The organism is Rhodococcus sp. RS1C4 (assembly GCF_002258225.1).
Lineage (GTDB): Bacteria > Actinomycetota > Actinomycetes > Mycobacteriales > Mycobacteriaceae > Rhodococcoides > Rhodococcoides fascians_E.
The window spans coordinates 1-1,516 of the sequence record NZ_NOXZ01000038.1; the positions used below are offsets into that span (position 1 = coordinate 1).

Consider the following 1,516-nt stretch of genomic DNA (forward strand, 5'->3'; position numbering starts at 1 on the left):
GCCTACATTTCCACTCACGTGGGGTCTAGTTGTTTTCGGGGAATCCGAGGTTGATGCCGCCGTGGCTGGGGTCGAGCCAGCGGGAGGTGACGGCTTTGCCGCGGGTGAAGAAGTGGATTCCTTCGGTGCCGTGGGCGTGGGTGTCGCCGAACAGCGAGTTTTTCCAGCCGCCGAAGCTGTAGTAGGCCATGGGGACGGGGATGGGGACGTTGATGCCGATCATGCCTACTTCGACTTCGTTCTGGAAGCGTCGTGCTGCGCCGCCGTCGTTGGTGAAGATGGCGGTGCCGTTGCCGTAGGGGTTGTTGTTGATCAGTTCGAGGGCTTGGTCGTAGGTGTCGACGCGGACGACGGAGAGGACGGGTCCGAAGATTTCGTCGGTGTAGATGGACATGTCGGTGGTGACGTTGTCGATGAGCGTCGGGCCGAGCCAGAATCCACCGGAGACATCCCTCGTCGCTTCGCTCGCACCGTCTCCGCCGTCGGCTTTGACGCCGCGGCCGTCGATGACGATGGTGGCGCCGTCGGCTTCGCCGGCGTCGACGTAGGAGGCGACTTTGTCGCGGTGGGCTTGGGTGACGAGGGGGCCCATGTCGGCGCCGCGGGTGCCGTCGCCGGTGACCAGGGGGGTGGTGCGTTCGACGATTTTGGCGACGAGGGTGTCGGCGATGTCGCCGACGGCGACGAGGGCGGAGATGGCCATGCAGCGTTCGCCTGCGGAGCCGAAGCCGGCGTTGACCATGGCGTCGGCAGCCAAGTCCAGGTCGGCGTCGGGGAGGACGATGGCGTGGTTCTTCGCCCCGCCGAGGGCTTGGACGCGTTTGCCGTTGGCGGTGCCGGTGGCGTAGACGTATTGGGCGATGGGGGTGGAGCCGACGAAGGAGATCGATTTGATCTTCTTGTTCTCGAGGAGTTCGTCGACGGCGAGTTTGTCGCCTTGGAGGACGTTGAAGACGCCGGGGGGTAGGCCTGCTTCTTCCCAGAGTTCGGCGAGCCAGATGGAGGCGGTGGGGTCTTTTTCGGAGGGTTTGAGTACTACGGTGTTGCCGGCGGCGATGGCGACGGGGAAGAACCACATCGGGACCATGGCGGGGAAGTTGAAGGGGGAGATGATGCCGACGGGTCCGAGGGGTTGGCGGATGGAGTAGACGTCGACTTTGGTGGAGGCGTTTTCGGTGTAGCCGCCTTTGAGGAGGTGGGGGATGCCGCAGGCGAATTCGACGACTTCTTGGCCGCGGGAGATTTCGCCGAGGGCGTCGGAGAGGACTTTGCCGTGTTCGGCGGTGATGATTTCGGCGAGTTCGCCTTTTTTCTTGTTGAGTAGTTCGCGGAAGTTGAAGAGGATTTGGGTGCGTTTGGCGAGGGAGGTGTCGCGCCAGGCGGGGAAGGCGGCTGCGGCGGCGTCGATGACGGTGCGTGCGTCGCCGAGGTTGGCGAGTGCGAGCTGGCCGGTGACCTCGCCGGTGGCGGGGTTGGTGACCGGTGCGGTGGTGGTGGAGGTACCAGCGAACGGCTT

Annotated in this window: 1 protein-coding gene; it reads right to left on the reverse strand. The window is 64.5% G+C overall.

The window, feature by feature from the left end:
• Positions 1-25: 25 nt before the first annotated feature.
• On the reverse strand, positions 26-1,516 hold a 1,491-nt coding region (locus CH289_RS20480; protein WP_094728436.1), incomplete at its 5' end, for a CoA-acylating methylmalonate-semialdehyde dehydrogenase.